This window comes from Mediterraneibacter sp. 210702-DFI.3.120, from assembly GCF_020561005.1.
GTDB lineage: Bacteria > Bacillota > Clostridia > Lachnospirales > Lachnospiraceae > Mediterraneibacter > Mediterraneibacter faecis.
This window is the reverse complement of sequence record NZ_JAJCNG010000004.1, coordinates 70,514-96,153: the sequence shown is the minus strand read 5'-3', so window position 1 is coordinate 96,153 and position 25,640 is coordinate 70,514. Positions and strand designations below refer to the sequence as shown.

The following is a 25,640-nucleotide window of genomic DNA, read 5'->3' as shown; positions in this document are numbered from 1 at the left end:
TCCCTGACAGAATATTCCTATTCTGTCAAGGACGGTAAATCTAAATCTTTTCCGCGGTGCCACCTTGATTCACGGGTACACTCCCATGCGCTCTGTAAGATACTAACATATCTCCGGCAACTGACGTATGCCTCACGTCACAGAGTACTCGGATTCTCAAATCCTTTGACTGTGCCCTCAGCGGTCCATTTGGCAACCTGCATCTCGATCCGGCTCTCAGCTTCCCGGACTCTCTGTGCGCGCATAATTACTTTGATCTCCGCTTCATCGGTTTAAAGCGTTATTCCATTTGCTAGGAGTTTATCACTTTAAAGCAATAGTGTCAATGCACTATTTTAATCTTTTTCGCGAAATTGTTGAAAATTTTCTCAATTTTCTTGTCTTTATTTTCTTTTTCTCTTCCATGCAAATCCGCCAACTCCTGCTCCGAGTGAGGAGAATGCAAGTCCTAATAAGCCAAGAACATTTGCCGGATCACCTGTCTTTGCGGCTTTTGATCCACTTGTTCCTTTGGAAGCTGATCCATCCGTAGTTGTTCCTGCCTTCTTTGTAACAGTCGGAGTTGCACTTCCATTCTGACTTCCCGCCTGGTTTCCATTCTTTACAAGTGCTTTGATTGCTGCATTTAACGCATCTGTTGCTTTATCAACTTTTTCCTGGCTTTCTTTTGCATTTAATGCGCTCTTAGCGTCTGTCAGTGCACTCTGCAATGCCTTCCAGCTGTCAACTGTGTAATCAGCTTCTTTCAGAGCTGCCGCATCACTGATTACTTTCTCAAGGGAAGAAGTATCAACTGCTGCCGGCTCTTCTATCTTAACAAGTGCTTCAACAGCTGCGTTGAGGTGGCTTACTGCCTCGTCTACAGTTGCCTGAGTTTTTGGATTTTTCAATTCATCTTTTGCTTCCTGAAGTTCCATCTGCATAGATGCCCAGCTTTCCGCTGTGTATTCAGCTTCTTTCAGGGCTTCTGCTTTTGCAATAGCTGCCTCAAGCTCTGTTGTTGTGATTGTTTTATCCTCAGATGCTTTTACAATGTTCTCCTCTGTCGCCTGGAATTTGTATGTCACGTCATTATATCCAAGTGCTGTCAGTGTAATGGTCCAATATCCTGTTCCATCCGTTCCTTCTGGAAGTGTACAACGAAGAGAATTTGTCAGTCCAAGCTGGATTCCCATTGCTTTGTGCATCCAGTTATCTGCTGCAAATTTTGTTCCATAAGTAGCTTTTGCATTTGTATATGTACTGTCATCTCCATAGTAAGTCCATGTAACAGTCTGGAGATTTGATCCAAGATCACCATAATTTCCTGTCAGATCAACTCTTAAGAATTCTCCATAAGATCCGCTTGCTTCTTTTACTGTCAGCCCTGCTTCCTCTGCTGTTGGTGCTGTCTTGAGTGCCTGATCTTTGATTCCAGACTCTGATCCATGATTCACTCTTGCAGAGAAACTGAAAGATCCATCCTCATTCTTTGTTGCTGTTTTCAGACCGTTTGTATTCTCTGTTACATTGGCAACCAGTCCTGTATAGCTTACCAGATTCTTTTCTGAATATCCTCCTGCAAGTTCACTTCCGTTTTCGATCACACGATAGCTTGCTTTCAGTGCATCCAGATCAGATGTTTTTACTTTCACCGGCACATATTTCAGTCCGAGTACATCATACTCTGTCATCTTTGTTGTTGCACTAGATTCTTCTGTGATCTCTCCTCTGTTAAATGTAATCTTGCTTCCGTCTGTCAGAACTGCAGTAGTTCCATCTGTCCAATACTCTACTGCATACTCTTTTCCATTTTCCGCCTTGATTACTGCGTTGCACTGGAAAGAACCTCTGTGAAGTCCATGATTTACTGTAGCTCTTGTTACAGTATCGAATGCACCCTTGTCATACTCTCCTTTTGAATCCTTTGCATCTGAAGAAGATGTATTTCCTGCTGCCTGCACATTTTCAGCAGCCCAGTACTCTGCCCAGCTAAGTCCTACATATGCGTAAGTATACTCACTCTCCTGTGATAAAGTATAAGTGAATTCACAATCCTTTGCATAGCCTGTTGCTTTCACTGTAATCTTAAATTCCTGTCCATTTTCTGCATTCTTAAACGGAGCTGCAGTTGTATCAATTGTTCCATCTTCTTTGATGATCTTCACTGCACGTTTTCCTGTTGCCGCATACTCTGTTCCGTCAACTGTTACGGATTCGATATTCTTTACATAAGAAGTTACATCCTCTGCTGCATATCCTTCTGCCGCTACAAGTGCTGCACTTTCACTGTTAAATACAACCGGTACAGCTTCTGTTGTCAATTCAAAATCTGTCGTAAGATCTGCATATTTTCCGGATTTATCAGATACTTTCAGAGTATATTTGCCTATCTCAGCGCCTTTTGTCTTATAGGTAAGTACTCCGTCTTTTACCTGAACATCCTCAAGACCTTCAACTGTATATTCTGCCTGATAATCGTCAGGAAGGCCTTCTACAGTTACATTTACTTTTCCACTTTCAACATCTGCATTCTCTGCTGCGATAGTTCCATTGAATTTAACCGGCACATACTGATCTGCATCAATCTCATAGATTCCATTATCTGTGTAATATGTGATTTTATTGATTGTCTGACCCATCATCTTTTCATAATTTTTTGAGTCCAGTGTGTTTCCATGAGATGTTGTCACAAATCCTGTACTCCATGCCAGTTCTTTCTTTTTCCAGATATTTTCAAGATGACGAAGTCCGTAGTTGTCTCCTTCTTTTGTGCTGATCACAACTCCATATACTGTATTAACTGTTTCTGGGAGTCCATTTACATCTAATTCATAATCTCCATACTTTGTATCTGTTGTGAAATCAATTGATGCATCACTCAACTTCTGTGCAGTTGCACCTTTCACTTCACTAAAGCTGAGGGAACCATCTGCATTTACTGTTGCTTCCTTATAATAGGAAGGAGTCTCACTTAAAATATAGTAAGAATAGCTTGCGCTCTCGAATAACGCATCTTTTCCATTATATTCTGTTGTTGTCTCTTTTCCTTTCATATTCACTGTAATAGAAAGCTTGCTGTCATCTGTGATCTGTGTATAGTTTTTCAATACAGATGCATCACTAATCTTAACCGGATATGTAATACCTGTAATATCTGTTCCATCACTGTTTACATGATAAGATCCAGCTACAAGTGTTGATCTTGTTTTCGCTTTTGTAGCGGAGGATACACTGTCTGCTCCTGCTACCTGATCAGCTGCATAAAATTCAGAATATGGAATATTCATCAACACATACATTTCTTTCGCAACTTCTGCCTTTTTCAATGCCTTCACTGCTGCATTCAACTCATCTGCCGCTGTGTCCACTGCACTCTGGGATTCCTTTGCTTTCAGAGCTGCCTTCGCTACAGTTAATTTTGTCTGCATTGCACTCCAGCTGTCTGCTGTATAATCAGATTCTGTCAGTTTCTCAGCCGCTGCGATTGCTGACTCCAGCTTTGCTGTGTCAATGGTAACTGTCTCCCCTGCTACCGGAGCTGACTGGATTGCTTCAAGTGCAGCTTTTTTAATTGCATCAGAAGTACGTGTTGCACCGGAAACTGTATCCCAGCTGTTAATTGTATCTTCTGTAGCGGCCTGGCCTTCAAGCTTTGTTTTAAATCCTTTTGTTTTGGAATATGCTTTATTAAAGTAGGATGCATTTCCTTCGTCATATCCTTCTTTCGGTGTAACTGTGATCTCAGAGAATTTTCCATCCTCTACTTTCAAGCTTACTTCTACATCATATTCTTCCCACTCATCGTCACTGTCATCTTCTGTTCTGGTTACATGAGCCGTCTTTGTATAAGTTCCATCCTTTGCAGTCTGACTTCCTGTTGCCGCAAAGATCGTTGACGGGCAAAGTCCTACTACCATAGACATTGCCACTGCCATGGACATTGCCTTTACTTTCATTTCTTTGTTTTTCATAGAAACCTCCTTTTTAACTAAAATAGTTACATACAGATCCTGCCTGTCGCAGTTCTGCTTTCCTGCTTCCGCATGGAATATATTATCAAGTTAGTTTTTGCTAACCCGTAATCAAAAAGTATTATTATCTATACTGTCCTTACAGCTTCTTTCTTCACAACCGGTAAAATCTTTCCTGCGACAATTCCAATCACGAACCCTGTCACTGTTCCTGCCACAAGAAGAACTGGCAGATAATAAATCAGTTTCAGATTCTCCACCACTGCCATCGCAACAAGAATCTGTCCTATGTTATGAAAGACGCCGCCAGTGATACTGACTCCTACAATGGAAATTCCATCCATCTTCTTTACAAGTACCATGGCAAGAAGGCTGACAACCGCCCCTGCCAGACTGTAAATGATCGACATTCCATTTCCAAAAAGAAATCCTGTCAGAAGTACACGCAGTACCGATACCGCCAGTACCTCCGGAATTTCCAGAAAATAAAGACCTGTAACAGTGACCAGATTAGCCACTCCAAGCTTCATCCCCGGCACTCCAAAATTAATTGGGATCAGGCTTTCCACATAACTAAAAATCATTGCCAGCGCAACAAGCATTGCCATATTCGCAAGTTTTTTATTTCTATTCATACATTCTCCTTTACAGTCGAACAATTGATTTATTTAGAAATTGTATCCGGTAAATGTTCCTTTTCATTTTGAGAATCATCAGAATTCTCAACTTCTTCTATTTCTACAACCAGCTTATGAGGCAGGCAGACAATGGTCTGTGTCCGGTTATTGATCTTCCCCTGCTCTTCGCAATATCCATCCGGACAGTCAGCCTCTTCCATGTAAGCTTTTCCATCCTCAATCCGGATACGGTTGTAAAAATCTCCTTCCTGCACTTCGATCACCTGGTCTTCATCCAAAGCATATCTTCCGTAAACTTCTCCGTCCACCTTGATCACAACCTGTTTTTCCTGATTTTCTTTTTGTCCGTTTTCCTTTGCCTGTACATACTGCATCAGATTCATCACAAGAAACAGTACACATGCCGCAAAGAGGATTCCGCCTCCTAAAAACAGATCTTTTTTCTTCATCTATTACACTCCTGCCCAGATCATAATTACAAGTAACAGAATTGCCCGAAGAATCGTAAACCAGAATTCATTTCCCTTCAGACCTTTGATTCCTGTATGGATATGCTTCTTTGGACAGGTATCAATACATTTCTGGCATTGGAAACAATCTCCCTCGACTTTGAGTGATCCGTCTTCCGGGAGTCCGATCCCGGATGGACATTTCTTCGTGCATCCGCTGCAGCCTTTGATGCAATTTTCTCTGTCGCGGTGCAATGCAAAGAACGGAAGCACCGGAAGCAATGAGAATACTGCTCCCATCGGACACAGATTCCGACAGAAAAATCTTTCTTCCAGACACATCCCCACAATAATAAGAAGTAGTAATATCACTCCCGGCAAATATCCCTGCAAATGGAAATTTCCTGCATGCAGCATAGAAAAAACATCCCACGGGCTTGTCCCTTTTGCCTTTCCATATATTCCTGCAAAACAAAGTACTGCGATTACGGTCAACACCAGATATTTCAAATAGCTTAACTTCTCTGTGATCTTTTCTGAAAGCAGCACCGGCTTTTTCTTTTTCTTCTTAAAACACCAGATATAAAATGCATGAATTCCATCTCCAAGACTTCCGAATGCACATGCGAATCCACAGAAGAATCTTCCGAAAAGAATCGTATACGCGCAGAGAACTATAAGCACCGTTACAAAAGAGGTCAGCCCGATTACCTCGCCTGCTCCTATCTGTGTAAAAATGTATTTCACGCCGGCAAATGCCGCTGTATACACAGATGGCAGAAACAGAAAATAAAGGATCTGAATCAAGGCACGAAGCCAAGTATGCAATTTTTTAATTTCTTTTGCTTTCAAATTATGTATATTCAACTTCTTCAAACTACTTTACCGCCTGTTCTAATGCCTGTTCTGCTGCATTTTTAATTCCTGTCGAACTGAACGTTGCGCCGCTGATCGTATCAACTTCTGCACTCTGCGCCTCTATGATCTTTGGAATGATATCTTCCGCCATTGCAAGATATGCACTGTCTTCCTTCTCGGCGGAAGTCACTTCTACCGCTTCGATCTTTCCATCTTTTACAGTAACTTCTACCGCAACCGTTCCGCCAAATCCATCCGCTTCTCCGGTATAGGTTCCATCCTTGTATCCTGCTCCATCTCCTGAATCACTCCCTGACTCAGAATCACTGCTGGCACCAGATGACTGTACCTCCAACTGTGCATTCAGTTTTGCGATTTCCTCATCCTTTGCACGGACATCCAACACTTCGTTATATCCGAAAAGGACACCGACGATTGCCAGCAGACTAAACAGTCTTACGATAAACTCTTTCATCCTACTGCGCCTCCGTCTCTTCTGGTCTTAAAGCCATTTCCAGTGCCTTTTTGCATCCGTCAATAATCGCATTCGAAGAACAGGTTGCTCTGGATACCGTATCAATTTCTTCCGGCATTCCTTTGGTAATAATCTGGGAAACGACACCTTTTTTGCTTGAAGTTCCATTTGCCGCCTTCTTGATATAGCTGTCATTTGCTGCATCCCCATCTCCTGACACGTCAGTAATGGATACAATTTTGTCATTTCGTATTGTCACCTTCATAGAAAGCTGATACTCTGTAAAATCTTCATCCTCATCCGGTTTACACGGTATACTCACCTCATAAGTTCCATCGATGTATTTTGTCTTCACTTCTTCCTCTTGATCTGACTTCTTTTTCTCAAGCTGTGCAACTGCAAGGTTCAGATTCTCCACCGCTTTGTCAACAGCCTGCTGTTCCACTGTTTCATTCGCAGCTGTTTCCAACAGCTCTTTTGCATCATTCAGTCGGAGACTCAGAACCGCCCAGCTACTCTGCGTATACTCCTCCATCACAAGTGCTTCTGCTGACTTGACTGCATTTTCCAGTTCCGTTGTATCTGCTTTCTCTTCAATGGATTCTCCATTCGTTACTTTCTCCGCCTGTTTCAAAGCATTCTTGATTGCTCCGATAAGTCCCTTAGAACTGTAAGTTGCACCAGATACAGTATCTACATCTGTATTCTGATTTTTAAGCACATTTTTCACTACATCCATTGCGCGGTTGAAAAATGCTTCATCATCTGATGTCTCTGTGACTAAAATCGCTTTGATCGTATGCTCCTGGATCACCACAGCTACCGATACATCTCCACTGTATCCTTCCGCTGTTCCATAATAGATTCCTTCTTTGTATGGAACTGTTCCGGTTGTGGATGTACTCTGATCCTGACTGTAAGAACTGTTCGAGCCATTCGTCTCTGAAGAATCCGAAGCTGCTCCATTTCCACTCACTGCCGCCTGACTTAATGCATCTCTTACTGCCTGGATGATTCCAACCGAACTGTACGTTGCTCCAGACACGGTATCTACATTGGTGCTCTGACTACTGATGATCGCATTGATCAGTGCAGAGGCTTTGGAAATGTATTCGCTTCCATCTTGATTCTCCATAATCTGGATGTCTATGATCTTTCCGCCACTGATCTCAACCTTTACTTTCAGTGTTCCGCCAAATCCAGTCCCTGTTCCGTAATAAGTTCCGTCCTTATATGCTGCCGGGTCTTCCACTGTTGCGACAGAAGTAGAACTTCCTGCTGCCGCTCCGCCACCAGACTGTGACTGTCCTGTTGTTCCGCTGTCTTTTTCTCCTGTCAGTGCATTCTTCACCGCACTGATGATTCCCCGGGAACTATAGGTTGCCCCTGAAACAGTATCAACTTCCAATGTCTGTCCTTCGATGATCTTATCGATCACCGCCTGTGCGCGTTTAAAAAATGCCGCATCATCCGAAGAACTCAGAATATCGATTGCAACGATCTGTTTGTCTTTGATTTGAACCGCAACCGTGATCTCTCCTACATAACCTGTTCCAGTTCCCTTATAAACACCATCCGTCAGATCAAAAGAACCTTTTACCGCCTGCTCCTGCTCTTCTGACTTTGTAGTCTCTTCTTTTACAGAATTCGTTTGCTCCTGCGCTGCATAAACCGGTGGCTGATATCCACTCAGAGTGCCTGCTACACAGGATGCCACAACTGCTACCGAAAGTACCGGTGCAAATGGTTTCAGCTTCTTTCCTGTTTCTTTTAAATCCATTTTTCCTCCAAAATCTACTCTGTCTTACACTTTTCTATCGAATGATCTCAACTGTTCTCTCCGTTGAAAAATCATTTTCCAGCCCTTCTGTTACATATAGCGTCCCATCATCACTCATAAGGATTGCATCAAAATCATCCTTATGTTCTCTCCAGAAATCTGCCGCTTTCTCTTTTCCCATAATAAAAAGTGAAGTAGACAGTCCATCTGCCAGTGTTCCATCCTCACTTACAATTGTTACAGAGACAAGTCCACTTTCTGCCGGGTATCCGGTCTTTGGGTCAATGATGTGATGATACGTCACACCATCCTGTTCAAAATACCGTTCGTATCCCCCTGAAGTGATAACAGCCTTATCCTGAACACTCAGAATTCCCAGATAATCTTCTGTGTCATCGGGACTCTGCACTGCAATCTTCCATTTCGTTCCATCCGTCTTTGTTCCGAGTGCCTGCACATTTCCGCCAAGATTCACTAATCCACTTGTGATTCCATTGTCTTTGTAAATGTCCATAATTCTGGATGAGGTATATCCTTTTGCAATTCCTCCGAGATCGATTTTCATTCCTTCTACACCGAAAGATATCTTTTTCGTTTCTTTGTCATAAGAAATATTTCCCGCATCAGTGAGTGGAAGAAGCTGATCCAATGTGTTCTGTGACGGAACCTGAAAGTTCTGTGTTGGGAATCCCCATGCTTCCATCACCGGATAAATCGCAATATCAAACGCCCCATCTGTCTTCTGATAAAGTTCCAATGCGCGTTCCGTCAGATAACCTGCATCTTCGGAAAGCTCTGCACTTCCATCTGCGTTCAGTTTTGCGATCTCGCTGTCTGCATCTCCTGTCGATAAAAGTGCGTCCAGACGCTCAATCTCTGCCTGTGCCGCATCAACAGCTACCTCTGCATTTTCTCCATACGCAGTCACTGTCATATAGGTATCCATTGCAAAAACATCTCTGGATGCTTCTTGAATATCCTTCGACTGATTCTGTGCACTTTCTGACGATGTTTCGGATTTATCTGCTGTCTTCTGTCCGCATCCGACCAACAGGGCCGATGCACAAAGACAGACTGCAAGTAAACATTTTATATTTTTTAATTTCATGTAATCGCTCCTGGTTATACTTTTCTAACTCATGTTAGTCTAACTAACTCCGTAAGTATACAGGATGTCTATTATACAGTCAATTGGATTTTTATTATTTGAGAACTTTTCTCATTTATCTGTTTTAAACTTATATATTTTTCTCATGAACAAAGAATGTGCCTCGGCACATTCTTGCGCCTGCGGCGTTGCTAAGCGCCAGTGGCGCTTGTTTAGCAAGGACCGAAGTGGAAACGTAGACCGCTTGCGACACCTACCTTGTACGCCGCAGTGCGCATCCTGAGCGGAGCGTTTTTTATATATTAGGAAAGGACTTTCCTAATATATAAAAAAGAGAGACGAAAATTTCATCTCTCTTTTCCTTTGCTTTCTATTCTTTTTTTACTTCCTCGAGAAAATATGTTTCACAAATACATAGATCATAATCACCACTGCCATCAGATATCCGAACGCACCAAGTGCCGGGATTCCCATAAACTTCGGTGTCATATCCGTTGTACAGATAATACTTGAACTGATCAGAAGTGCCATGACCCACAGACCCATAACAATATTCCTTACAAGTCGTCTTAAAAGAAATGCCAGATCCTTTGACACACGCAGATCCAGGTTTACTTTTGACTGACCTTTCATGAATTCATCCATTAAGTCCGTTGTCATGGATGGAAGGTCAATCATCTTCCGCACAGATTTCAAAAGGCTTCTTCCTGTGTTCTTCAATTCCTTCTTAAAGTTAAAATTGTGAAGAAAATCCGCAGCAAGTCTTGCTCTGGCAATCTCCACCATATTGATATCCGGTGCGATATTGGAAAGTACACCTTCCATATGCGTAAGTCCTCTGGCAAGCATCGTCAGTCCATGTGGCATCATGATCTTATTTTCTTTCATGACTTCCATCAGATCCGTCATGACCTCTGCCACATTAATCTTGCCCATATCGGTACTTCCGTATTTCAAAAGCAATCCTTCAATGTCTTCATAAAGTTTTCTCTGCTCCGGTCGTTCTTTGAATTCACCCAGTCCAAGAACCGCCTTTAGGATCAGACCAACATCATTCAGTGCAACGCCTTCGATCGCAAGCGTGATCATCTCACGGTCATGCTCTGTCAGTCGTCCCATCATACCCATATCAATCCAGACAATCTTTCCATCACGGATCTTAACATTTCCGGAATGCGGATCAGCGTGGAAGAACCCATCATCCATTACTTGCTTAATATAGTTATCTACAAGTTTGCTTCCAATTTCTTTCAGGTCATAGCCATCTTCGAGCAGCTTATCCTTCTCATCAATACCGCAACCATCAATATATTCCATCACCAGCACATGAACGGTCGTATACTGCTGATACAGAACCGGTGTCTGAACAAAATTGACATCTTTATTTCTTCTGGCAAATTCTTCGATATTCGATGCTTCGGTCAGGAAATTCATCTCATCTCTTGTCACTGACCAGAGTTCGTCAAGCACAAGATCAAAATCAGCCATTCCTTTCAGACTGATCGGCGGCATCAGCTTGATTGCTTTACGGATAAACTCAATGTCCCGCGCCATCATCTCATAAATGCCTTTTCTCTGAATCTTAACGACAACCTCTTCTCCTGACTTTAAGACTGCTCTATGTACCTGCGCAATTGATGCAGAACCGATTGGCGTCTCTTCGATTGATGAAAAAACTTTCTTCCAGGAGCGTCCGTAAGACTCGTCGATTACAGACACTGCCTCCTCGAAGAGCATCGGTCTTGCATCCGTACATAATTCCATCAATTCATCACAATAGGCCTTTGGAAGAATGTCAGAATGGAGTGCCATGATCTGTCCGATCTTCACAAAAGTCGGACCAAGATCCTCCATGATCAAACGAAGTTTCTTCGGACTAAGTCCACGTGTAATATTATGTTTTCGAAGTACAGAAATAATCTCTCTAAATCTTGAATTATTTGTTCCCTTTTCTTTCTCACTCATATCTGTATTCTCCTGCTGTCTCGGTGACGAGTTCCTCTTTTCTTCAGTATCCCTTGCTGATAGTTCAAAAGTAATAGTCACTTTTTTCTTTCTTGAGAAAGCAGAGAAGCCGCTTTTCGGCAGCTTCTCTAATATTTTTACTCTTCTTTTGTCTCTTCCTCAACAACTTCTGCATCATCTACATTTTCAACATCTTCCGCTGTATCTTCTGCATCTACCTCTTCTGCTTCCGAATCTACGGTTGACTCTTTCGCCTTGATCTGAGCCTTCAGTGCTTCTAACTGCTCCGGTGTCATCTTGTCGAGAAGTTCGCTCAACTCTTCCGGTGTAGTGACTTTGACTTTCACATTCACATTGTTCTTTACTGTCTGCTTCAGATTATGCTTGAGTTCCTCATTCAGAACCTTGCCCTGCTCCACTGTAAGCTCGCCTTTTTTTACCATATCATCAAGAACGTCCTTTGACTTCTCTGCAGTTGTAGCAACCGCTCCGATTCCAGCCAGTATTACCTTCTTTAAGTTGTCTGTTAATTTTTCCATAATGCCTGTCTCCTTCCGTAAATGATCTGTTTCCAGATTCAAAACTATAATTAGATTTTACAACTTTCTCTTCATCTCGTCTAGTATTCGATTTTATTTTCTGTGCTTGTTTCACAATAATTTAATAAACCCTTTATAATTTTCAAAACTTTTCCACAAAAAAAAGCTTAAAATGTTACATTTTCAACCTTTTGTAACTTTTCTTTTTTATTTACGCTTGTTAAAATAAAGACATAGTACATCGGGAATATCTCTAAAGCTTCCCGAAAATCTGTTTTTAAAAAAGGAGATCGAAAATCATGGCAAACAGAATTATGTTAAATGAAACATCTTATCATGGAGCAGGCGCAATCAAAGAGATCGCTACAGAAGCAAAAGCAAGAGCATTTAAGAAAGCTTTTGTATGTTCTGACCCTGATCTGATCAAATTCGGAGTTACAAAGAAAGTAACAGATATTCTTGATGAAAATGGACTTGCTTACGAAATTTATTCTGATATCAAAGCAAACCCAACAATCGAAAATGTACAGCACGGAGTAGAAGCATTCAAGAAAGCTGATGCAGATTACATCGTTGCAATCGGTGGTGGTTCTTCTATGGATACTTCCAAAGCAATCGGTATCATCATCGCAAACCCGGAATTTGAAGATGTAAGAAGCCTTGAAGGTGTTGCACCGACAACAAAACCTTGTGTTCCGATCATCGCAGTTCCAACAACAGCCGGAACAGCTGCTGAGGTTACAATCAACTACGTTATCACAGATGTTGAAAGAAAGAGAAAATTCGTTTGTGTTGACCCACATGACATGCCGGTTATCGCAGTTGTTGACCCGGATATGATGTCCTCTATGCCAAAGGGACTTACAGCTTCCACAGGTATGGATGCCCTGACACATGCAATTGAAGGATATACAACAAAAGCTGCTTGGGAAATGACAGATATGTTCCATATCAAAGCAATTGAGATCATTGGAAAATCTTTAAGAAGCGCTGTTGCAAATGAAAAAGAAGGCCGTGAAGGAATGGCTCTTGGACAGTATATCGCAGGAATGGGATTCTCTAATGTAGGTCTTGGAATCGCTCATTCTATGGCTCATACACTTGGTGCTGTATACGATACTCCACACGGTGTTGCATGTGCTATGATGCTTCCAATCGTTATGGAATACAATGCAGATTGTACAGGTGAGAAATACCGTGAAATCGCAAGAGCACTGGGCGTTAAAGGTGTTGACGACATGTCTGTTGAAGAATACAGAAAAGCTGCTGTTGATGCTGTTCAGAAACTTTCTGTTGACGTTGGAATCCCGACAAAACTGGAAGCTCTGAAAGAAGAAGACCTGCAGTTCCTCGCTGAGTCTGCTCACGCTGATGCTTGTGCACCGGGTAATCCGAAAGATGCAAGTGTAGAGGATCTGAAAGAGCTCTTTAGAAAGCTTATGTAAATTGATTTCTGATACACGGACGAAAATTCTGAAATGTGATAAGCTGTGATTCCTTCAAAGGATGACGCATCGAATCTGGCTCAGGGTTACGTGTACTGATAATTCTAGGAAAAACTTAAGATTACTAAATACAAAGAAAGGTTTGGAAAACTCACTGCCGCTCAGACAGTTTCCAAACCTTTCTTTAACGTAACCTTAAGTTTTTCAAGTATTATCAAGCACACTCCACATTCACCATCTTCGATGCGTCATCCTTCTTCGGAGATTCACTTTATCCCACATTTCCGAATTTTCTGTGTATAGAAATAGATTTACGGAATATACGAAGGGGTGAAATGATTCGCACATTTTTTTGTGTGTAGAAATAAATCTATCTACAACAATCCACGTTCTTTAAAGACGTCTCTTAGTTCTGCGGGCATGGATTCGGAGAGGAATCTAGCCAGGGTTTCGGGGGTGGCTTTGTGATTGCCGAGAACCCATTGGACCGTCATGTAAATGGAGCCTTGGCAGTACATTTCTAACTGAAAGCGAATCTTGTCGGACATCTTTTTCCCGGTGTTTCCTTCGATACGATCGGTATAAAATTGTGTGATCAGTTCAAAGTCGTGATCACGCAAACAGTTCTGGTCGTCATTTTTAAATGCCGCACGAAAGAAAAGTGTTTCTTTCTGAATGTATTGAAATTTATTTACAAGACTTTCATAGACTGTTTGTCCCTCTCCCATATGTTCAAAGGATTCAATCAGTATCTTGTCAAAATACCAGTTGATCAAATCGTATTTATCCTGAAAATTCCGGTAAAAGGTCTGACGTGTCACTCCGCATTCTTCTGTGATCTCTTTCACAGTGATCTTTTCGACCGGAGCTTTTTTCATGCATTCTTTCATTGCCTCTGCCAACCGGTATTTTACTTTTTCTCCTGACTTGTATGTTTCTGCCATAACTTTTTCCTTTCCACTCCAAGCAGTTCAAGCAGTTCTTCATGCGGGTATTCTTCGTCTTCCTGGTAAATATCCACGTAATTCATTGCAGCGCCTCCATCTACGAATGCAGGAAACAGGAAACCGCATTCCGGTTCGCCCGGTTCATATTCTCCGCTTAATGGACAGATCACGCATAAAATGTATTCATACATTCGTTCTGATTCTCCCTGACGTATATGATCCAGCCCCTTCGCCGGAATGTCATATCTGTCATGAAAAACATAGATTGCATAATCTTCATCTGCCTGGTAATGTTCCCCGATAATCTCATAAAATGTCTCCATCAGAGCATCATTTTTCAAGCCACAGGCACGCATCCCCATCAGAAGCTTCCACATACTGTCCGGATTTCTTTGATCATCAGAAAACTTATATTCCTTCAGATTTTTATTTGTTTTTGCAAACGGCACTTTCTTCGCAAGTGCCAGATTCTTCTCCTGTTCTGCCGGGCTTAATTTCAGGAAACTGGTGTTAAATGTTCCGTCAATAAATCCGTCTATATCCATATATCCCCCGGCGATCCGGGTGATCGATGTCCGTTTTACTGTCATTCGTCTGGTCAGCGCCAACATATCTTCTCGATTGATCATAATCTTTTCCCTCCGGCTCTCTGTTTATCCCTGCAAATCTCTGCATGTCTCGACAGCTTTCTGTTCGTCTCAAACATCTTCCGCCTGTCTACATCAGAGATTCTTCTGTCTTATCCGCTCTGTCAATCCTCGAAGCATTAACGGTTCCACGCCGCTACTTTTTTCTTCCTCTTTTTCCTCCGCCTGCATGATCACATCACGCACCTTCTGCATTCTCTCATCAAGAGCTGAGCTGATCTGTGCACAGTCCATCATCTCTTCTGCCAGATACTTACTCTGATCTTCCGGAATACTCTTTTTATAGCGAAGCTTATGCTCCAGGCTCGCCCAGAAATCCATCGCGATCGTACGAAGCTGCACTTCAACTGTGATCATCTTTTTTCCTTCTTTTAAGAAAATCGGAGTCTTCACGATCAGATGAAGACTTCTGTAACCACTTTGCTTTGGATTTGCAATGTAGTCTTTTTTTTGAATTAAAATTACATCGTCCTGATCAAGGAAGCATTTCGCAAGTTTATAAATGTCATCCTGAAAAGCGCAGATCACACGCACACCGGCAATATCCTGAATATTTTCTTCGATTGCATCAATCGTCAATGGAATATTTTTACGACGAATCTTCTTCAGCAGACTTTCCATAGATTTTACACGCGTCTTAATACTCTCAATCGGGTTGCGGTCATACTCCAGCGAATACTGTTCGCTCAGCACCTTAAATTTCGTCTCAACTTCCATGATCGCACACTGATAATAAGCCATCATCGTATTGACCGGCTTTAAATTCTCCTGTACAAAGTCAATAAATTCATCTGAAAGAAGACTGTTTCTTACAAAGTCCTCTCTTCTTTTCTCGATTCGTTCTTCTAATTCTCGTCTACCCATTTGTTTCTTTCATCTCTCTTTTCTTGCTTTTTATAAGATTGACCTGATCAGATACTTCCATTCTGCCAGATATTCTCTAAGCATATTGTTTGGCAGATACAATGGATTCGAGCCCGCAGCAATTGCTTTCGCTGACTTTAATCCCTCACCTTTTGTAATCTGCATTGCCCGAAACATATGGAAATCATTTGTGATAATTCCCACACTTGCTCCGTCTTTCATATATTTTTTACTATATTTTATATTCTGCTCTGTTGTTTTCGATTCGTCTTCCAGAATCAAACGGTCTTTCTCAATTCCGACCGCTTCCATATAATCAGCCATCGCCTGCGCTTCCGTACATGGCTCGTTATACCCCTGTCCGCCTGACACAATACAGATTGTCTCCGGATTCTTCTCCAGATAATCGATCGCTGTGTTCAGTCGATGCTTCAGCACCTTACTCGGTCCATCTGCTCTCACCTGTGCACCAAGCACTATGATGTAGTCCAGATTTTCATCTGCCTTCGCATGCATCTGACTGATAATGCATCCTTCGATAATCACAAAGGAAACTACAAATACAAGCAGTATTCCCCTTAATATCCACAACATCCACATCGGAAGTCTTGCCCATCCATCCAGAAATGTAATCGCTGCGCATCCTCCAAGCAATGCAGCCAATACAAACCAGATCAGGAAGAATCCCGTCCCAGATCCATTTTCGCTCATCCAGAATCCATAACAGGCAAATAACACTGTAAATAAAATACATATTATAACTGCTGTCATTTTTCGCTTTGTTCTCACTTTCCACTTTCTCCAAGAATCAGTCGAAGCAGTGTCTTATCAAGCATGATTGTCCGATCCCAGGGATTCAGAATGATACCTTCAATCTCATTCTCCTGTACAGCAGACTGGAATAATGGTTCGATTGCTGTCAAAAATGTAGACATCACACTATTAGAACCTTTTAATTCTTCCTCAAAACTTGTAAATGCACTCCACCACTTCTTTCCATCAGCTGTCTTCACTGCCTGTATCTTCAGTTGTTCTGCAACAGAAGGCTCTACCGCAAGAATCAATTGTCCTTCTTCTTTCATTCGTCTACGGATCATTGTCAACGCATGTGCTAAAAGTTCCTGAGATGGTTCCTGCTGGAGTGCAAAAATTGCTTCCTCAATCTTCTCGTTTCCTTTCAGTCCTTCATCTTTTGTATTGTTATTCTGCATCTTCATCCTTGCTACTCCTTGTAAGTTACTTCTATTTTCAGGGAAATTATATATGTCTTTTTGACTATCTTTTTATATCTTCTTAAATGTCCGCAAAGCCTTATTTTATCGGCTCTACGGGCATTTTTCTTTTGTGGTAAACCTCACATATCTAGGTCTATCTTCTTATATTTTCGCTATCAAGCGTGGTTAAAATCGTGGTAAATACTTCTTATGCGATTAGACGCTGAACCTCTGATTTTGCGGTATCTATGGACGCATGAGCATACCAGTTCATTGTGATACTGATATTTGAATGTCCCATGATATACTGTAAATCTTTTGGGTTCATGTTCTTACTTGCCAGTCTTGTGCAGAATGTATGGCGTAGCGTATGTGGATGTGTCAAGTATAGGACAAAAAAAATTTTATTTTTTTCTGCAGAAGACTATCTGACGCTTCCATCAGGTAGTCCCAGCACCTTTATTATCTTCTGATAAGTCATTTTTGTCCTGCTCAAGTTATCTCTGTTCTGAAAAAATATCGTCAAAATTCCATTCGATTTCGATTTCATCCTGACTATGAACACGGATCACCTTGATAATCTCACGCAACTTCTCTGTATCGAACTTCTGAATTCCCAAGAAATCTTTTAGTTTTATTTTATCAGAAAGTTCATTTTGTTCAAGAAACTTTTTGCTATTCTCCGCATCTTCTATTTTTCGTTTAATTTCATCCAGCTGTCCACTTATCTTTTCCGCTCTCTGCTTATACAAATCACGATCCATACGACCATCTTTGTAATCATCATAGAGTTTCATCTTTTCCGAGGTCAACTGTCGGCTCTGCTTTTGCAATTCTGCGGTATTGATCTCTTTGTAGTCGCATTGCCTGTTGTAAGATACTTTCTTTTCTTTTTCCAACATTGACGCTGCATACTGATGAACAAGCCCAAGGATATTCTCCTCCAGCGGTTCCCGTCGGATCACCAGACTTCGACACACAGGATCTCCATTGGTTCGAGCATCTGAGCATTTTAGCAGATGCTCCGTTTCTTTTAGTAAAGAATGCCCACAGTTGGCACATAGCAGCAATGCCGGCTGTTTTTTACGTCTTTCCAGAGTAAAATTGGTGCGTGATTCCGCAACACTTCTCTTCTTTTTCGGATGCATTTCATTTGCTTTTTCAAACAATTGCCTGTCTATAATTGCCGTATGATGATTTTCCAGGCGAACCCATTCTGTTTCATCATTCAGAACAGCTTTATGGCCAGTATGCATACTACAACGCGTTTTGCCCCAGATTCTGGTTCCAATATAAATCTCATCCCGGACAATTGCCGCTACTGTCGTAGGGCTCCAGTGTTTCTTTTTGATCGTCTCAAACCTCTGGAACTGTACCTGGTCCCCTCTTGATAATTTCTGCTCATCACAAGTGACAATCTCCTGTCTGTTCAATTCCCTTGTAATATCTGCAAAACTTGTTCCTTCCGCTGCCATCCGAAAAATCATTTTTACGACTTTTGCAGCCTCTGGATCAACTTCCAGCCTTCCATCTTTTCCTTTTTTATAGCCATATCTGGCATTTACCGGAAGGCGTGTACCATTTCTCGTTCTTGTCTGCAATGCTGATGAAATTTTCTTGGACAAATCCAGGCTATACATATTGTATACCAGATTCTGCAATGCCACATTCATTCCACCAGTCATTCCGCTGCTTGCAGCACTGTCATAGCTGTCATTAATCGAAATAAATCGAATCTGTAGAAGTGGGAAAATATATTCAATATAAAATCCAACTTCCAGATAGTCTCTTCCAAATCTGGAGAAGTCTTTTACAACTACACAGCCGATTTCTCCGCTTTTCATGTCATCCTGCAGCTGTTGAAATCCCTGCCGTTTAAAATGAGTACCGCTGACACCGTCATCCACATATTCCAGGATATCTGACTCAGCTACACCCAGCTGATCAATCACAAATGATTTTAACAGAATTCTCTGAGAAGTTACACTGTCGCTCTCTTTTTTGGCTCTGCCATCTACATTGTCATCTTCTGCGGATAAACGGATGTAAACAGCTGTTTTTCTATGATCTGTCATCTTGTCTGCGCCTCCTTCTCTTTCTTTAATTTCTGTAAATCTGCAAACTGATCGTCATATACCAGCTTGATCTCATAATCATACTTACCATGGATAATAATTGAATCCACAAAGGCATCTGCCATTTCTTTTGTCAGCTTACGCTTTGACATATAAGTATGTATCACATTTCCCCAGCCTTCTTCAATGTGGTAATCCTGGGAATACCGAACCTGTGCCGCCAATACTGTGTCCAGACGGCTCTTGATATTCTCAATTTCATTGGAATAGATCCGAGAAAACTGTATGTACTCTTCTTCTGTAATCAAACGTTCCGAGTAATCTTCATATAAATCCGATTTACGCTTACTGATACGGCTCAGTTCCCGTCGAAGTTTCCCCACTTCTTTATCCAAAAGCAGGTACTGTGTCTGATTTTTGGAAGCTGTATTCATTTCCTGAATCATTTTTTCCGTATCCAATACGGTTTTCATATGCGTTTGGATCAGGCGAAGAACATCGTCATCCACATATTCTTTTCTGACTCTGTGCCCTTTGCATTGCTTTCCTCCGGATTTATGGTTAGTATTGGCTCCGCAGATATAAAAGAATGTGCCATTTCTTTCTCTGGACAACGTCATGCGGTTGCCACAGCCTCCGCACCATATTTTTCCTGTATAGAAATTATGGTTTCTAATAGCCCCATTGTTCTGCTGATGTTTCTTCTTATAAGCTTCCGTATATTCCTGGATTTTAGATTGTACCTGTTGAAACAACTCTCTATCTATAATCCCTTCATGCGTGTTCTCCACATGCACCCATTCACTCTCTGGTCGATTTCTCTGTTTATTTCCCTGGAAAACACTTTGCTGATATTTTCCAAATACAGAATCACCTGTGCAATGAACATCCTGAAGAACTCGTTTCACTTCATAATTGTTCCAGGGTTTTGACTCCGGAAGCGGCTTCTCACCGGTTTTATAGAATTTTCTCTGTAAAGTCGGCGATAAAACTCCATCTTTATTGAGCTGTCTTGCAATATCACTATAGTTCCTGCCATCCATATACATAGAAAATATACTTTTCAAATGTTCTGCAGCTTCTTCATCAACGATCAGCTGATGATGGTCTTCTTCTGACTTTCTGTAACCATACGGTTCCCAGGCACTTGTAAATTTTCCTTTTTTCCAAAGAGCTTTTTTTGCGCTGCTGCTCTTTTTGGCAAGGTCTTTCGAATAGAACTCATTGATAATATTCTTCAGTGGAACTGTAAGATCCACACCTTCTCTGAAGGAATCGAAATCATCTGTCACAGCCAGGAATCTTACATGAAAAAACGGAAATACTCGTTCAATATAGTTGCTGGTTTCGACATAATTTCTTCCAAGTCTGGACAAATCTTTTACAATAACACAATTGATTTTTCCATGCTTGATATCTTCCATCATCTGTACGAATCCAGGACGGTCAAAATTTGTACCTGAATAGTCTGAGTCCTTATAAACTTCCGCAACCGAAATATCTTCCGTATCTGCTACAAAGTTTTTCATCAATTCCACCTGGGTTTCTATCGTCCCTCTTTCTAATGTTTCTTCTGTTTCCATTGAAATTCTGGCATACAATCCTGCCCGGAATGGTCTTCTCACCTCTGTCTGGACGGTTGCACTGCCGACTACTGTCGGAATGTTTTTCCTACTCTTTCGTGCCATTTTATACAACCTCCTTTACCTTGACCTGCAGATTATTATCATCATCTACTACCGTATCAACTCCCATAGCCGGTAATTGATTCAGCAATGTCTGATAACAATCATCAAAATCAAAAGTGATCTCTATATTCTTTTTATCATATACTCTGATTTTCCTGATCAGTTCTACCACCACTGTGCGGGACAGTTCTTCAATATCCTGATATTTCACAAAATAATCCAGCCAGGTATTGGCATTGTCTGCTTTTTCCAGCTCACTATCCATTTCTTTCTGGATTGCACGGATACTCTCTTCCGCATTTCTAAGCCTCTTTCCATAGGCTGCATGAAGCTCTACATAGTCTTCTTTTGATACAATGCCCTCTTTCATATCCGAATAGAGCATCATCCGTAACTCCTTACAACGTTCTGTCTCCTGTTTTTTCTTCTCCAGCCTGTCCTGCAGCTTCTTCATATTGATCTCCTGAAATGGCACAGTACCAACAAATTCCAGGACTCTTTTCAGGTGCAGGATATTCTGGATATGCTGTTTCAGCATCACCAGTACGGCATCTTCCAGATCCTTTTCCGGTATTCTATGACTAGAACAGCGTTTTGTTTCTTTATTTGCGGAACATAGATAATAAGCATATTTTTTCCCTGCCACAGTAGAAACCTTTCTTGTCATAGGTGCACCACAATCCGCACATACAGCAATTCCGGACAACAGATATACCTGCTTTTGGTAAGGTGAAGTACGTGTATCCATGCCCAGAAGCCTCTGCACAATTTCAAAATCACGGTCACTCACCAGTGGCTCATGATTTTTCTCAATCCGGATCCAGTCATCTTCCGGTTTCACATAAGTCTGCTTCACTTTATGGTTCGGTGTTGTCCTTTTTCCCTGCACAAGATTTCCGATATAAACCTCGTTTTCCAGTATCCTACGGACTGTAACGGAACTCCAAAGTGCCTGTTCTTTCTGCCGGAAGCCAGTTTCATAATGACTGCCGCTGCTGATTTTATATTCAAATGGGGAAAGAATACCCAGTTCATTTAAACGATTAGCGATCGCATCCTGACTCATTCCCCGCAGCTTCATCTTAAAAATATCCTGTACTACACTGCCTGCAGATGGGTCAATCTCTAATTTATGCTTATCTGTCTTTGTCTTCCTGTATCCAAATGCTACAAACGGAGTCACGCACTCACCTTTTTTCCTCTTAATCTCAAGATTACTCCTGATCTTAATAGAAATATCACGACAATAAGCATCGTTGATTAAATTTTTAAATGGGATAATGATTTCGTCTGCCTGATTCTTTCCCTTAAGACTGTCATAATTATCATTGATAGCAATAAAACGCACACCAAGAGCCGGGAATAATCTCTCGATATACTTCCCGGAATCAATATATTCCCTTCCAAATCGTGATAAATCTTTTACCACTACGCAGTCTACAATCCCACGCCGGATATCTTCCAGCATTGCCTGGAATGCAGGGCGCTCAAAATTAGAGCCTGAGTAGCCATCATCAACTCGGACTGAAACAACTTCTATATCTTTTTTGTCTTTCAGGAAATCCAGAATCAAAGCTTTCTGGTTAGAAATGCTGTTACTTTCCAGTTTTGCTGAACTGGAAATATCGCCATCTTCTTTAGATAATCTGACATAGATGGCGGCATGATAGATTTTATTGATATTCTGATACATATCTTACCTCCTTTTATTACGTCAGAAAATCCATGTAATAAAAGGGGGCTGCATAATTTGTCCTTACTGACATTCTAACACAGTCCCCTCAATCTTGCCAGTACTTTTTCAGACACTCAGAAGCATATTCTCAAATGCCTGCTCCATAGATATACCGTTATTGGCAAATCTGACTTTTACTTTCATATTGCCGATCCGGACCAAATATGGATTTCCTACTTTATTCAGAAAAATATCTCTCCGTTCCTGAAGCGATTTATTTCTGTCTGCTTTTATCATCCGTAGATCAGTCATTTCATTGATATCTACATCACTGAAATCCTGCTCCAGATAGTTTCTATATTCCTCTGCCGTCATGCCCTTCTCCTTCCATTCCCATCTGAATCTGTACTGCTTTCAGTACCCGATCCAGGCTCCACTTATTTACTCTTCCGCATTTCTCAATAATACATTTCGTAGAAATGCTCATAACCTGTTCAGCCAGTGCCAGGCTTCCTTTTCGGATTCCCGTCATATCATATTTGCTGATAAATACATGTGTTGGCAAATACCGTTTCTTATAAATTCTTGATGTCAGCGGAACTACCGTTATGACTGAACTGTATGTATTGGCTTTATTATTACTCACTACGATCACCGGTCTTACTCCACCCTGAACAGATGTTGTAGGAAACATACCGAGATCTGCCCATAAAATATCTCCTCTGCGGATTGTCATTTGTCCTCTCTCCAATCTATTATTTTTATTTGTAAAGCATCCATAGCGCTATATTGGCTCCACAGGAATACGGCAGAGTTTCTTTCCCATAGGGAAAGCTCTGCCGCATAACCTCTATAGCCAATTTGATTATTAAACAGTGCTCGCTCGATTCTATTTATCCTCGATACCCCGAATCGTTACTCCCGCATATGCAGGAAGGGAATAATAACCTGCCCAGATGCATACTCCGGACCACAACCCGGAAACTCTCGTTTCCAGGCTCCAGCAGTTCATAGGTTTACCAGTTACAGACTTCTCAGGATCTGCAAGTGTATCGCATCTCATACATATCATCGCATCACCAGCCTGCCAGCTGGCTTCGGTCAGTGCTTTTTCGCAGCATTACAGACTGAACTAAAAATCTTTGTTTTGTCTTATAATCCTATAGCGGCATCTTCCTCGTGCTCTTTGCATGAAATGTCACGTCAGTTATTATTGGATATTCAGTTATCATGGTTCATTTTAGGAAGTCCTTTAACTTCCTCTAATTACTAAAGTCAAATGACTTTGGCAAATGCAAAAGATTTTGAAAAATTTTTTAAAAAAATTTATTCATATACATTTCACGCATCTTATTAAGAGTGGATTTCAGCTTGTATGACAGCATCTGTCTGGAAATCCCCATAATCTCCGCCATCTGTGTCTGTGTCTTGTTTTCAAAGAAAATGCCATAAATAATCATGCGTTCCTCTGAGTTCAGTTGATTGATCACTGTGTGAATATCCTGCTGTTCCATTTTTGTCAGTACACAGTGCTCCACATCACAGTTCAGATCTGGAAAATCCTCAATCATGAAGCCTTCTCCATCAATGGACTGACCGCTGTAAGGTACTTCTCTCAGCATCTTATCCACAACCTCACCCAGTTCATTCTTAATCTCAACTTTTTTTGCCTTGCTGCTTCTGTAAAAATTATTCATCGCATACGCAACTTCTTTTGTAATCTCGATCATTTCTCCATCAATATTTGCGTAATACTTTCCTTCGTAAAAATATGGGTGTTCAATATACATATCCGTTCCTCCTGAATTTGAAATCTTGTTGCTCGTTTCAAATCCAGAAGGCGGACCTCTGTTTAGGATCATGCCTGCTCCGCCTTTATCCTGCCGGGATACGCCCGCAGTTATTGGCTGAGAAATTCAGGCACGAAAAAAAGCCCCAGTAGTTTTTTCTTAACTACTGAGGCTTTCGTCTCTTTCTTGTATTCAGTTATCTATGCCTTCTTTCATCAGCATAATCATTGTATCAGGATAAAGTTCACAAAGTATCCGCAATATATTCCCATAAGTTCATATCATTATTGGAATCGTACATATTTCAGTATAAAAAGTTCATCGTGTTATTCTTCTACTTCTTTTCCATCTATATATAGTTGAAATTTATCAGGATGATTGACTACATCATAGTCCTTTCCGTATTCTACAGGTCTATATTCGGCTGTCATTACCGATTCCCCATCTTCAATATCCTCTTTCCATAAATAGATGTTCATATCAAGGCTCGTCGCATATCCCCTGTCTGTGGAGAATTTTGTCGAATAAAATGAATCATCCTTGTACATCTGCAAAAGTTCTCTTGCAAAAGCTTCTTTATCCCCGATATGTCCCCGGTTAGCAACCACTGTAATATTTTCATCTCGATTTACGGAAAATGTTCCAACTACATCCGGTTCGCCTTCCTTATGACCAGATTCAGATTTCCCATAAATACTTCCTGCAGCAATTATCAAGATCACTGCTCCTGAAATCAATGCAATTATCTTTTTCTTCATATTTTTATTTTCCTTTTAGTTTTTTTACTGCGTAATTGATTACTTCTTCCGGTGTAGGTCTTTCTCCTTTAAGTGTCATTTTCTTCCATTCTTCCTGCACAGCCGGATTAGGATTATCAAATCCTGCATCTATGGCTATCTGCATTTCTCTGCGTACTTCTTCTGGTGTTGTGTTGTACTTTTCTGCAATTTTCTCATAAATAGTTTTTTCTCTCATTTACCCGCCCTCCGGTTTCAAAGAATTATTTATAGTTCTTTAGAACTACTATATCATGATTCTCACTATGAAAAAAGATACTTTCGCAAATGAAGCCATAAAAAAGAACAAAAAAAGAAGAGCTTAATGCCCTTCGATTTCAATGCCTATTTCATTAGTCTACCAAAGCTCTGACAGCATTTAAAATTCTTTTCTGCTCGTCCTTTGGCAATTTCCCTATCATATCAGATAATTCATTAGTAACACCTGTGACAGAATGTGTCACAACATCTATCAGTAGCGCATCAGCCGATACATCAAGTGCATTGGCAATTGCTACAAAGGTATCCAACTTTGTTACTTTCAGTCCTCTTTCTATCACACTGACATGTGTTGTACTTAAATTTACCAGCGCCGCCAGTTCTTCCTGTGTAAGATTTTTTGCTTCTCTTGCTGCTTTGATTCGCTGACCAACCGCTTTTAAATCCATCATAGCACCTCCTTCAGAACGATAATTCGGTCTAAAATTAGTATACTGATGGATAATTGAAAGATACAGAATCCGCAAATCAAGTT

At 41.1% G+C, this 25,640-nt stretch carries 25 protein-coding genes and 1 pseudogene; 1 reads left to right on the top strand and 25 read right to left on the bottom strand.

Annotated elements, in window-relative coordinates:
• Positions 1–383: 383 nt before the first annotated feature.
• The 9 genes from LI162_RS03875 to LI162_RS03835 all read right to left on the bottom strand — a co-directional run bounded on the left by LI162_RS03875 (position 384) and on the right by LI162_RS03835 (position 11,765).
• Positions 384–3,953, bottom strand: a complete 3,570-nt coding sequence (locus LI162_RS03875) for a penicillin-binding Tp47 domain C-containing protein (RefSeq protein ID WP_020435824.1) — start codon at positions 3,951–3,953, stop codon at positions 384–386.
• Between the two features lie 128 nt (positions 3,954–4,081).
• Positions 4,082–4,588 carry a Gx transporter family protein gene (locus tag LI162_RS03870; RefSeq protein WP_015528122.1) on the bottom strand — a complete coding sequence of 169 codons (507 nt, stop codon included), beginning with the start codon at positions 4,586–4,588 and terminating at the stop codon, positions 4,082–4,084.
• A 29-nt stretch (positions 4,589–4,617) separates the two neighbouring features.
• On the bottom strand, positions 4,618–5,040 hold the full coding sequence (locus LI162_RS03865) for a NusG domain II-containing protein (protein WP_020435823.1): 423 nt from the start codon (positions 5,038–5,040) through the stop codon (positions 4,618–4,620).
• Positions 5,041–5,043: 3 nt separating this feature from the next.
• Complete coding sequence (locus LI162_RS03860) at positions 5,044–5,916, bottom strand: 4Fe-4S binding protein (RefSeq protein WP_226875895.1); 873 nt, start codon at positions 5,914–5,916, stop codon at positions 5,044–5,046.
• Between the two features lies 1 nt (position 5,917).
• Positions 5,918–6,373, bottom strand: a complete 456-nt coding sequence (locus LI162_RS03855; protein WP_020435821.1) for an FMN-binding protein — start codon at positions 6,371–6,373, stop codon at positions 5,918–5,920.
• A 1-nt stretch (position 6,374) separates the two neighbouring features.
• Positions 6,375–8,153: an FMN-binding protein gene (locus LI162_RS03850; RefSeq protein WP_020435820.1), complete on the bottom strand. Its 1,779-nt coding sequence runs from the start codon at positions 8,151–8,153 to the stop codon at positions 6,375–6,377.
• A gap of 34 nt (positions 8,154–8,187) precedes the next feature.
• The gene (locus LI162_RS03845; RefSeq protein WP_020435819.1) at positions 8,188–9,261 is read right to left on the bottom strand and encodes an FAD:protein FMN transferase; all 1,074 of its coding nucleotides are present in this window, start codon (positions 9,259–9,261) and stop codon (positions 8,188–8,190) included.
• 381 nt (positions 9,262–9,642) lie between these two features.
• Positions 9,643–11,226, bottom strand: coding sequence for an ABC1 kinase family protein (locus LI162_RS03840; RefSeq protein ID WP_020436682.1), 1,584 nt, complete (start codon positions 11,224–11,226; stop codon positions 9,643–9,645).
• A 137-nt stretch (positions 11,227–11,363) separates the two neighbouring features.
• The gene (locus LI162_RS03835) at positions 11,364–11,765 is read right to left on the bottom strand and encodes a hypothetical protein (RefSeq protein WP_020436683.1); all 402 of its coding nucleotides are present in this window, start codon (positions 11,763–11,765) and stop codon (positions 11,364–11,366) included.
• 299 nt (positions 11,766–12,064) lie between these two features.
• On the opposite strand from LI162_RS03835, the gene fucO reads away from it, so the two are divergent.
• A complete protein-coding gene (fucO, locus tag LI162_RS03830) occupies positions 12,065–13,210 on the top strand; it encodes a lactaldehyde reductase (RefSeq protein WP_020436684.1) in 1,146 nt (381 codons plus the stop codon).
• Between the two features lie 374 nt (positions 13,211–13,584).
• On the opposite strand, the gene LI162_RS03825 is transcribed toward fucO, so the two are convergent.
• The 16 genes and pseudogenes from LI162_RS03825 to LI162_RS03750 all read right to left on the bottom strand — a co-directional run bounded on the left by LI162_RS03825 (position 13,585) and on the right by LI162_RS03750 (position 25,557).
• Positions 13,585–14,154: a TetR/AcrR family transcriptional regulator C-terminal domain-containing protein gene (locus LI162_RS03825; RefSeq protein WP_020436685.1), complete on the bottom strand. Its 570-nt coding sequence runs from the start codon at positions 14,152–14,154 to the stop codon at positions 13,585–13,587.
• Entirely contained in the window at positions 14,121–14,786 is a 666-nt protein-coding gene (locus LI162_RS03820; RefSeq protein ID WP_015528131.1) for a DUF4317 family protein, read from the bottom strand. The genes LI162_RS03825 and LI162_RS03820 overlap by 34 nt, the downstream gene beginning before the upstream one ends.
• Positions 14,787–14,879: 93 nt before the next feature.
• The gene (locus LI162_RS03815; protein ID WP_227155778.1) at positions 14,880–15,668 is read right to left on the bottom strand and encodes a GTP pyrophosphokinase; all 789 of its coding nucleotides are present in this window, start codon (positions 15,666–15,668) and stop codon (positions 14,880–14,882) included.
• A gap of 30 nt (positions 15,669–15,698) precedes the next feature.
• The gene (locus LI162_RS03810; protein WP_227155776.1) at positions 15,699–16,457 is read right to left on the bottom strand and encodes a YdcF family protein; all 759 of its coding nucleotides are present in this window, start codon (positions 16,455–16,457) and stop codon (positions 15,699–15,701) included.
• Positions 16,454–16,885 (bottom strand): SseB family protein, encoded by a 432-nt coding sequence (locus LI162_RS03805; RefSeq protein ID WP_227155774.1) that lies wholly within the window; start codon positions 16,883–16,885, stop codon positions 16,454–16,456. The genes LI162_RS03810 and LI162_RS03805 overlap by 4 nt, the downstream gene beginning before the upstream one ends.
• A 205-nt stretch (positions 16,886–17,090) precedes the next feature.
• Positions 17,091–17,258, bottom strand: a pseudogene (locus LI162_RS03800) (tyrosine-type recombinase/integrase); the annotation flags it as partial.
• A gap of 121 nt (positions 17,259–17,379) precedes the next feature.
• Positions 17,380–18,957, bottom strand: a complete 1,578-nt coding sequence (locus LI162_RS03795) for a recombinase family protein (RefSeq protein WP_015568863.1) — start codon at positions 18,955–18,957, stop codon at positions 17,380–17,382.
• Positions 18,954–20,645: a recombinase family protein gene (locus LI162_RS03790; protein WP_015568864.1), complete on the bottom strand. Its 1,692-nt coding sequence runs from the start codon at positions 20,643–20,645 to the stop codon at positions 18,954–18,956. The genes LI162_RS03795 and LI162_RS03790 overlap by 4 nt, the downstream gene beginning before the upstream one ends.
• Position 20,646: 1 nt before the next feature.
• Positions 20,647–22,338: a recombinase family protein gene (locus tag LI162_RS03785; protein ID WP_015568865.1), complete on the bottom strand. Its 1,692-nt coding sequence runs from the start codon at positions 22,336–22,338 to the stop codon at positions 20,647–20,649.
• Between the two features lie 108 nt (positions 22,339–22,446).
• The gene (locus tag LI162_RS03780; RefSeq protein ID WP_015568866.1) at positions 22,447–22,695 is read right to left on the bottom strand and encodes a DUF6870 family protein; all 249 of its coding nucleotides are present in this window, start codon (positions 22,693–22,695) and stop codon (positions 22,447–22,449) included.
• Positions 22,676–23,056: a type II toxin-antitoxin system PemK/MazF family toxin gene (locus LI162_RS03775; protein ID WP_015568867.1), complete on the bottom strand. Its 381-nt coding sequence runs from the start codon at positions 23,054–23,056 to the stop codon at positions 22,676–22,678. Before LI162_RS03775 ends, LI162_RS03780 begins: the two co-directional genes overlap by 20 nt.
• 153 nt (positions 23,057–23,209) lie before the next feature.
• Entirely contained in the window at positions 23,210–23,383 is a 174-nt protein-coding gene (locus tag LI162_RS03770; RefSeq protein WP_227155772.1) for a hypothetical protein, read from the bottom strand.
• 253 nt (positions 23,384–23,636) lie between these two features.
• Entirely contained in the window at positions 23,637–24,110 is a 474-nt protein-coding gene (locus LI162_RS03765) for a sigma factor-like helix-turn-helix DNA-binding protein (RefSeq protein WP_172677211.1), read from the bottom strand.
• A 326-nt stretch (positions 24,111–24,436) separates the two neighbouring features.
• A complete protein-coding gene (locus LI162_RS03760) occupies positions 24,437–24,868 on the bottom strand; it encodes a hypothetical protein (RefSeq protein WP_015568869.1) in 432 nt (143 codons plus the stop codon).
• Positions 24,869–24,872: 4 nt separating this feature from the next.
• Complete coding sequence (locus LI162_RS03755; RefSeq protein ID WP_015568870.1) at positions 24,873–25,085, bottom strand: sporulation initiation factor Spo0A C-terminal domain-containing protein; 213 nt, start codon at positions 25,083–25,085, stop codon at positions 24,873–24,875.
• A gap of 154 nt (positions 25,086–25,239) precedes the next feature.
• Positions 25,240–25,557 (bottom strand): helix-turn-helix domain-containing protein, encoded by a 318-nt coding sequence (locus tag LI162_RS03750; protein ID WP_226862455.1) that lies wholly within the window; start codon positions 25,555–25,557, stop codon positions 25,240–25,242.
• Positions 25,558–25,640 lie beyond the last annotated feature (83 nt).

Coding starts and splice junctions, on each gene's coding strand:
- LI162_RS03790 (WP_015568864.1), bottom strand. CDS start 20,645: ATGGCACGAAAGAGTAGGAAAAACATTCCGACAGTAGTCGGCAGTGCA.
- LI162_RS03855 (WP_020435821.1), bottom strand. CDS start 6,373: ATGAAAGAGTTTATCGTAAGACTGTTTAGTCTGCTGGCAATCGTCGGT.
- LI162_RS03780 (WP_015568866.1), bottom strand. CDS start 22,695: ATGACGGCAGAGGAATATAGAAACTATCTGGAGCAGGATTTCAGTGAT.
- LI162_RS03815 (WP_227155778.1), bottom strand. CDS start 15,668: ATGGGTAGACGAGAATTAGAAGAACGAATCGAGAAAAGAAGAGAGGAC.
- LI162_RS03760 (WP_015568869.1), bottom strand. CDS start 24,868: ATGAAGAAAAAGATAATTGCATTGATTTCAGGAGCAGTGATCTTGATA.
- LI162_RS03875 (WP_020435824.1), bottom strand. CDS start 3,953: ATGAAAAACAAAGAAATGAAAGTAAAGGCAATGTCCATGGCAGTGGCA.
- LI162_RS03750 (WP_226862455.1), bottom strand. CDS start 25,557: ATGATGGATTTAAAAGCGGTTGGTCAGCGAATCAAAGCAGCAAGAGAA.
- LI162_RS03865 (WP_020435823.1), bottom strand. CDS start 5,040: ATGAAGAAAAAAGATCTGTTTTTAGGAGGCGGAATCCTCTTTGCGGCA.
- LI162_RS03820 (WP_015528131.1), bottom strand. CDS start 14,786: ATGATCAATCGAGAAGATATGTTGGCGCTGACCAGACGAATGACAGTA.
- LI162_RS03845 (WP_020435819.1), bottom strand. CDS start 9,261: ATGAAATTAAAAAATATAAAATGTTTACTTGCAGTCTGTCTTTGTGCA.
- LI162_RS03805 (WP_227155774.1), bottom strand. CDS start 16,885: ATGAAGATGCAGAATAACAATACAAAAGATGAAGGACTGAAAGGAAAC.
- LI162_RS03850 (WP_020435820.1), bottom strand. CDS start 8,153: ATGGATTTAAAAGAAACAGGAAAGAAGCTGAAACCATTTGCACCGGTA.
- LI162_RS03795 (WP_015568863.1), bottom strand. CDS start 18,957: ATGACAGATCATAGAAAAACAGCTGTTTACATCCGTTTATCCGCAGAA.
- LI162_RS03770 (WP_227155772.1), bottom strand. CDS start 23,383: ATGAGATGCGATACACTTGCAGATCCTGAGAAGTCTGTAACTGGTAAA.
- LI162_RS03835 (WP_020436683.1), bottom strand. CDS start 11,765: ATGGAAAAATTAACAGACAACTTAAAGAAGGTAATACTGGCTGGAATC.
- LI162_RS03775 (WP_015568867.1), bottom strand. CDS start 23,056: ATGACAATCCGCAGAGGAGATATTTTATGGGCAGATCTCGGTATGTTT.
- LI162_RS03870 (WP_015528122.1), bottom strand. CDS start 4,588: ATGAATAGAAATAAAAAACTTGCGAATATGGCAATGCTTGTTGCGCTG.
- LI162_RS03840 (WP_020436682.1), bottom strand. CDS start 11,226: ATGAGTGAGAAAGAAAAGGGAACAAATAATTCAAGATTTAGAGAGATT.
- fucO (WP_020436684.1), top strand. CDS start 12,065: ATGGCAAACAGAATTATGTTAAATGAAACATCTTATCATGGAGCAGGC.
- LI162_RS03765 (WP_172677211.1), bottom strand. CDS start 24,110: ATGTATATTGAACACCCATATTTTTACGAAGGAAAGTATTACGCAAAT.
- LI162_RS03785 (WP_015568865.1), bottom strand. CDS start 22,338: ATGTATCAGAATATCAATAAAATCTATCATGCCGCCATCTATGTCAGA.
- LI162_RS03825 (WP_020436685.1), bottom strand. CDS start 14,154: ATGGCAGAAACATACAAGTCAGGAGAAAAAGTAAAATACCGGTTGGCA.
- LI162_RS03755 (WP_015568870.1), bottom strand. CDS start 25,085: ATGAGAGAAAAAACTATTTATGAGAAAATTGCAGAAAAGTACAACACA.